Here is a 6,345-nt window from a genome sequence, read left to right as displayed (position 1 = left end):
CGTTCTGGGTGCACAATGGAGGGGGCGTGATAACTTGTTAATTTCTTTAACCGATTAGTATTTAGTTACGTAACAGCGCCCGCGTGTGTATGATTACTGGATAAGAAGTTTCTTGTAGAAAAACTGATCTGAAACGCTGGGGTACTGATGTTTAAAGTCATTATTATTGATGGGCAACCGCTTGTGCGAGCGGCTATTAAATCCATTCTAAGTCAGGACGACTCCGCCTGGGTAGTAGAGGCTAATAATGGTACCGACGGCCTCGACTTGGTACGTGAGCATAAACCTGATTTAGTGATTTTGGACATCCAGCTCTCCGGAATCGGGGGGTTAGAGGTGATGCAGAAGGTTTACAGCTTCGATAAGAGTATTGAAATTCTGGTGCTGACATCATGTTCGGCGCGCCATTATTACAACCGTTGCCGTGCGGCGCACGCGTCGGCGTTTTTGTCGAAAACGTGCACGGTTGAAGAGTTGCAAAGAACCGTCAACCTGTTGATGAAAGGCGGAGCTTATGTGCCTCATGGTATTGTTCGACTGCCTACGGTCAGTGATAATTTCGCCAATGAGGCCCTACTTATCAATACGCTTTCCAACCGCGAGTTAATGACATTCGAACTGCTTGTGCGAGGGATGAGTAATAAGGAGATAGCCAACCATTTACAGCTGAGTAACAAGACGATCAGCACCTACAAGGTACGACTACTGGAAAAGCTCAATGTCGTTTCCCTGGTTCATTTGTTCGAGATTGCCAAGCGCAACGGCTTCGCGGATTAGGTCCTTTACGAAACGGTGACACTGATATCAACCCCGTCCTGTTTTTTTCACAACTTATGATTAGTGACAGCCTGCGCGTCGATTTAGCGTTGACCCTGCGGAGGCGCGAGTTGAGCTCATGAGTATTACAGGTTCGACGCAACCGTCCATGTTCATCCCGCCTCTCTCCGCACTCGCACCACTTATAGACGCTTCAGAGAAAATGTCGATTTTGGATTAGATATCCCATCGTGCGCATCGTTGATCGCAAGAAAGACATGATCATCGTCTCGGGTTTCAACGTGTACCCGAACGAGATCGAAGACGTGATGATGGCCCACCCGAAAGTCGCCAACTGCGCCGTGATTGGAGTGCCGGACGAGCGCTCGGGGGAGGCGGTGAAGTTGTTTGTGGTGGCCCGCGAATTGGGGGTCAGCCTTGAAGAGCTGAAAGTCTACTGCAAGGAAAACTTCACGGCGTACAAAGTGCCCAAGCACATTGTGTTGCGTGAGTCGTTGCCAATGACGCCTGTGGGCAAGATCTTGCGGCGGGAGTTGCGCGATGCTTAGGGGGCGACTCAGGTCGCACCGCACCGTTACACCCGGTGGAATGACGGACATTTGAGGGGGGGATCATGAGTGAACACGACGAAAAGGCCCGCCGCTTGGCGAATTGGTACGAACGTTTAAGCAATCCCTTAAACACCGGCACCCTGGATGCTTGGCATCGTGAGTTACGCCGTGAGGTCTATCAGTTGAAAACTCTGGGTCTGATCGATGCCAGCGAAGCGTATGAACTACGCAAGTTGGCTAACGCTGCCTATGGCGATTAAGTTGATGTCGCACGGAGCGGATAAGGAACACCCAGCATCGCGGTGATTGACTAAAGTTTGTAATCGTCACAACCGGCTGGGACCGTTTTGATTATTTAGTGCATGAGTTGATCGAAATCGCCATGATACTCAGGAGATGGGAGAGCTCCAGCAACCGCACGTCGCCTCTGGAAGCAATTGGCCAAAGTCAGCGAATACGGCGCACCACTGTCAGGGTATTTGGTGCGTTTCACCGTAATGAATCGTAGGAAGTAGGGCCTGAGGGCGCCGGACACTGTTGGCTTTCTTTGATGAGTTGAAGCGCCAGCATCATTAATCCATCCGGGTTCAAGGGTAATGGCTTAATGGGGTAGTGAGTTGCTACTTCAATTACCACCCGGTACCAGGAAACTGGAAGCTACTGAGTGGTTTCAGGAAATCCGTATGCCTATATTGGCGCTAGGCTCTCGTGCGACGTAGCCTGCGGGATCACCTGCAATGGACTCGCTTCGGGTTGCTTACTAAATCTAAAGAATGCACACCTCTCCCCTGAAGATCGCTTCGCGTCACCTGGCCGAGGCAGGAGCCGTGTGCGGCAATTCCGCACGTACGGATCTGAGGGGGCGGCAGGCAACTGCCGTCCCTACCGCGACCTGGCAATCGACGTATTCATCTGCTCCGTCCTCGTGATGAACCAGCTGTCAGGCTTTAGCCTAAGGACAACGTTGGGAGGAGCCACTGGAGGCACTCTATTGTGGAAAAGGGTCGACGAAAATTCGTGATTAATACCTGATTCACAATAATTGATTACCGGGTTTGAGGGCTTTTCGCTGATTATTAAAATCATTTTGAAAATTCTGGTGACCCTGTGAGAAGGAAGTGCTTAAAGATTAAAGTAGTTGCGGTTATTTATGCGACCTTCCATTTTGCGTATTTACACGCTGCACCTGAGTTGCAGGTTAAGTTTCATATGGGCGTCGGCAACGGCGCAACTCAGGAGGTCGGTGGCACCCTGGTTAACGCAGGTGATGCGCCTATTGCTCAAGGGTATCTGGTGATTACGCCTGTAACAGCGCAGTGTCATCCCAAAACAAGCATTCTTTATACGTTTGGTGTCTTGGCGCCGGGTGAGGAGCAGAAGTTTCGCGTTCCGGTTACCGAACGTTTTTCCAGCTATCGATTGCAGATGGGCGCCTTTGATAAACAAGGGTTTGCTGTTGCGGCCTCAGATGCCAATCAGGCCATCCTGGATGGGCGCATTGGCGAAGAGCGTGAGAAGTGTAACGCCGCTCGAGAAATTTGAAACTATGAGAAACTCAAAATAAGTGCTTTTTAGATGCTTGCGCCATTCAACTAATTTTGCGTGACTGCGCTTCATTGCGCGGTCCTGATAAGAATCCGTCAAATGTAGTACTGGGCTTTTAAACGCGGCGCGCTAGTGCGGTGGCTGCGTAGTACATCTACTGTGGGTAAAGTTTAGTGATTTCCTTTCAAAAGAAAAAAGCGTTCACCTATTTGACGCTGTTGTGTTTTACGGGGCACATTGCCTCGTCAGTTGCTGACCCTTATCAGAAAACCGTAGCGGCAGAGAATGTTCAGCAATACATTATCTATGCACCGGTTCAAGGTGAGGAAATAGAAGCTATTGCCGAACGCTTTTCGCTGCCCGTCAGCGCATTGACAGCATTGCGCGAACGATTTAAAGCCTACGGCTGGTCGTCCACCTCGGTACTGGTGCCGTACAGTCCGCAGGGAGAGGCACGGCTGTATAACAATTACCTCACCTATCAGCTCAAGCCCGGTGAAACGCTGGCCGCGGTTGCCGGCAAGTTCAACCGTTCCACTCGTGAACTCTCAGCCTTAAACGGGCAGGTCATGCTGGCCAGCAAACTGGCCATGCTCAAGGCTGGCGACTTCATTTTGGTACCCGGCCCGGTCGGCTCAGCAGACGATGGCAAACTGAGCGCCGCACAGCTAAAAGAACAAAACAAAATGGTCAGCGCGGCGGCACAGGAAGTGGTGGGTGCTGCTCAACTGTTGGGGGCTAACCAGAAAAAAGGCACCGACCCCACCGGCATGCTGACTCAGCGCGCCGCGGGCGGGTTGACTGGCGGCGCGTCTCGTGAGATTGAGAAGTTCCTTGGTGCCAACGGTACCGCCAAAGTCGGCATTCAAGCCAACGTTAGCGGCGGTCAAGTCGGCTACTCGCTTGATTACCTCCAGCCGCTGTACGAGCGCGACATAGACATTGTGTTCGCTCAAATAGGGGCGCGCACCTTTGGCCAGCGCAATCTGGCTAACGTCGGGTTAGGTTATCGCAAGCAAGTGGACGAGCACTGGGTTTTAGGGGGCAACGCCTTTCTCGATCAGGACATGTCACGCAACCACACCCGTGGTGGCATCGGTGGTGAAGCCTGGACTGATCAGACACGCTTCTCGGCGAACTACTACACCCCACTCAGCGGTTGGAAAAAATCCAGCGATCATCGCCTGAACAGCGACCCAGACACCCGTATCCTTCAAGAGCGGGCCGCCAAGGGCTGGGATGCCAATGTGGAAACGCTAATGCCCGGCATTCAACAGCTGTCGCTCTCCGGTAAATACTTCCAGTGGAGCGGTGACCGGGTCGACGTGTCAGGTAGCCGTAGTCAGACAGAAAAAAACCCTAAAGGTTATACCTTGGGTACCAAGTATCAACCGATCCCCCTGCTTAACTTGAACGCTCAACACACCAAAGTTACTGGCGGTCATGGAGGCTGGGAATTGGGCATGGGCCTGACTTGGGACTTTGATATGTCACTCAACGCCATGCTCGATCCGAAAAAAGCAATTGCCCTACGTCCATTGGCGCAAGCAAAGACCGATATCGTCAATCGTAACTACAATATCGTTCTTGAGTATCAGGAAAAGGACAAGTACGCACCGCTGACCTTTGCGCTGAACAGTATGGACATGATGTTGGGAACCAGTGATCCTGGTATGCGTGTTCAAGGCGGGCGTCAAGGCCTGGTGACCTATTCATCCACCGACCCACTGGCACTGAGTGTCGACTCCGTGACAGGTGTGTTGAGCGCTATGGTGCTCGGCACGGTGACGATTACTGCAGTGGAACACGACGGCGCCGGTAAGGTCTTCGGTTCGGCCAGCTATACCGTCACGATCATTCCCAACACCTTGGTGCCTACGGTCAACGTAACGGCCATCAACGGTAGCCTCAGCGTGGGCTCAACGTTGACAGGGGTCTATGCTTTTACCTCCAACGGCGGTGACGCCACCGACAAATCGACCATGGTTTGGCTCAACGGTGGTCATACCGACACTGACAACACCTATTTACTCGACAGCAGCGACGTGGGCAGCGTGTTGACATTCCAGGTCACCGCGCAAAACGGTGCGGGGACTATCGGTAATACGTCCAGCATGAACACGGCCAGTTCAATTGATACACAGATCCCGATAGTGACCATTAAGGACTCGTCCGGCAACACGCTGAGTGGGGCGCCCGTTGTAGGTGAGGTGCTCACAGCGGTGGTGGTGTGTACCGCTGGCTGTAATGCCAGTAGCTTCAACTACCAGTGGGAAGAAGAAACGGCCCCCAACAGTGGTGTGTATGTCGATGTGACAGGGGCTACGGCACAGACCTTCACTATACAACCGGGTCATCAACTCAAACGTGTTCGTGTGACCGTTGACTCAAAAAAAATGCCGTGATGGCGCCTCTACTTCGGTGGCGGCTCTCTCCATTGCAGTGTTGACGTTGACTGCCGCAGAGGTTTTTTTATGAGGTTTCATAACTGGGATTTACCCGCCTTGTTCGTCTATGCGGTGGCCGTTGCTCTGCAAATGATTTGGTTAATGTTTGTCGAGCAAGCGGTGGGTAACCACCTTCTTTCAGAGTTATTGCCCGTCTTGTTTTTAACGTAGGTGTGGAGGGCAAAAAACCACGCCGCGGATGTGTATGCAGAACAGTGGACGCTCGTTAAGCGTCTTCTGCAACGCAGAGCGAGCCTCTGGATTTTGGTCTTTTGAATATTCGAATTTTCTATTCAGGTTTAGATAACACTCATGAAGTTACTTAGAAACAAAATCACCGTCGGGATATTGATTGCGTCGCAGTTGTTGTGCGGCATGCCATCCTATGCGGAAAAGTACACCTCCGAGCCAAGCCAGTCAGTCAATGGACGAGCACCTGTTGCCAGTAATCTTGAGTTTAACCCTCAGCAGCCGGCCATGGGTGACACCGTTACGTTGAGCTATGTCTTTCAGGACCTGGACGGCGACGCAGAGCAAGGAACAACTGTGCAATGGCTGCGTGATGGTCAGCCTATTCAGGGCGCAACGGCCTTCAGTTACACCGTGGATGAGAGCAAAGGTGATCGTCCAGGAGAACGCCTCAGCGTAGAGGTGACGCCAAAGACCGATCCGATGCTCTCCGAGCCGTCCGTGGGCCTAGTCGCAAGCTTGGAGGCCACCGTGGCCGGTGATCCATCGGCGAAGCCTGTGGTCTCCGCTTTGGACATCAAGGGTACGTTGGAGGTAGGCCAGAGCCTGACCGGAGTGTACAGCTATGACGACAATGGCTCGGGTTCGGCGGATGCGTCGAAAAAGGAGTGGTTTAACGGTGGTCATAGAAGCACTGACCTCAGCTACAAGCTGGAAGCTGCAGACGTGGGCAAGGTACTGACCTTCGAAGTTGAAGCGAAGAACCAGGCCGGCACCGTGGGTAACAAGGACCGTATTGATACGGCGACGGCCACCGGTGTAAACGGCGGTAGTGG

5 protein-coding genes and 1 pseudogene are annotated in these 6,345 nt (G+C 52.5%); all 6 read left to right on the top strand.

The features are described 5' to 3' along the window. Positions 1 to 147 precede the first annotated feature (147 nt). Positions 148 to 777, top strand: coding sequence for a response regulator (locus tag ACI77I_RS31465; protein ID WP_407000084.1), 630 nt, complete (start codon positions 148 to 150; stop codon positions 775 to 777). Between the two features lie 230 nt (positions 778 to 1,007). After that, a pseudogene (locus ACI77I_RS31460) lies at positions 1,008 to 1,325 on the top strand (AMP-binding enzyme); the annotation flags it as partial. 65 nt (positions 1,326 to 1,390) lie between these two features. Next, complete coding sequence (locus ACI77I_RS31455; RefSeq protein ID WP_407000082.1) at positions 1,391 to 1,588, top strand: hypothetical protein; 198 nt, start codon at positions 1,391 to 1,393, stop codon at positions 1,586 to 1,588. 847 nt (positions 1,589 to 2,435) lie between these two features. After that, the gene (locus ACI77I_RS31450) at positions 2,436 to 2,870 is read left to right on the top strand and encodes a hypothetical protein (protein ID WP_407000080.1); all 435 of its coding nucleotides are present in this window, start codon (positions 2,436 to 2,438) and stop codon (positions 2,868 to 2,870) included. Between the two features lie 176 nt (positions 2,871 to 3,046). Beyond that, positions 3,047 to 5,278 (top strand): ZirU family protein, encoded by a 2,232-nt coding sequence (locus tag ACI77I_RS31445; protein ID WP_407000078.1) that lies wholly within the window; start codon positions 3,047 to 3,049, stop codon positions 5,276 to 5,278. 519 nt (positions 5,279 to 5,797) lie between these two features. Next, positions 5,798 to 6,345: hypothetical protein (locus ACI77I_RS31440; RefSeq protein WP_407000076.1), on the top strand; the 548-nt coding region annotated here is incomplete at its 3' end.

Source organism: Pseudomonas sp. D47, assembly GCF_045447305.1.
Lineage (GTDB): Bacteria > Pseudomonadota > Gammaproteobacteria > Pseudomonadales > Pseudomonadaceae > Aquipseudomonas.
The sequence above is the reverse complement of the archived record's forward strand: the minus strand, read 5'-3'. Positions and strand labels throughout refer to the sequence as shown.

What these genes read in the sequence shown, in the direction of transcription:
- ACI77I_RS31465 (WP_407000084.1), top strand. Translation starts at nt 148, where the DNA reads ATGTTTAAAGTCATTATTATTGATGGGCAACCGCTTGTGCGAGCGGCT.
- ACI77I_RS31455 (WP_407000082.1), top strand. Translation starts at nt 1,391, where the DNA reads ATGAGTGAACACGACGAAAAGGCCCGCCGCTTGGCGAATTGGTACGAA.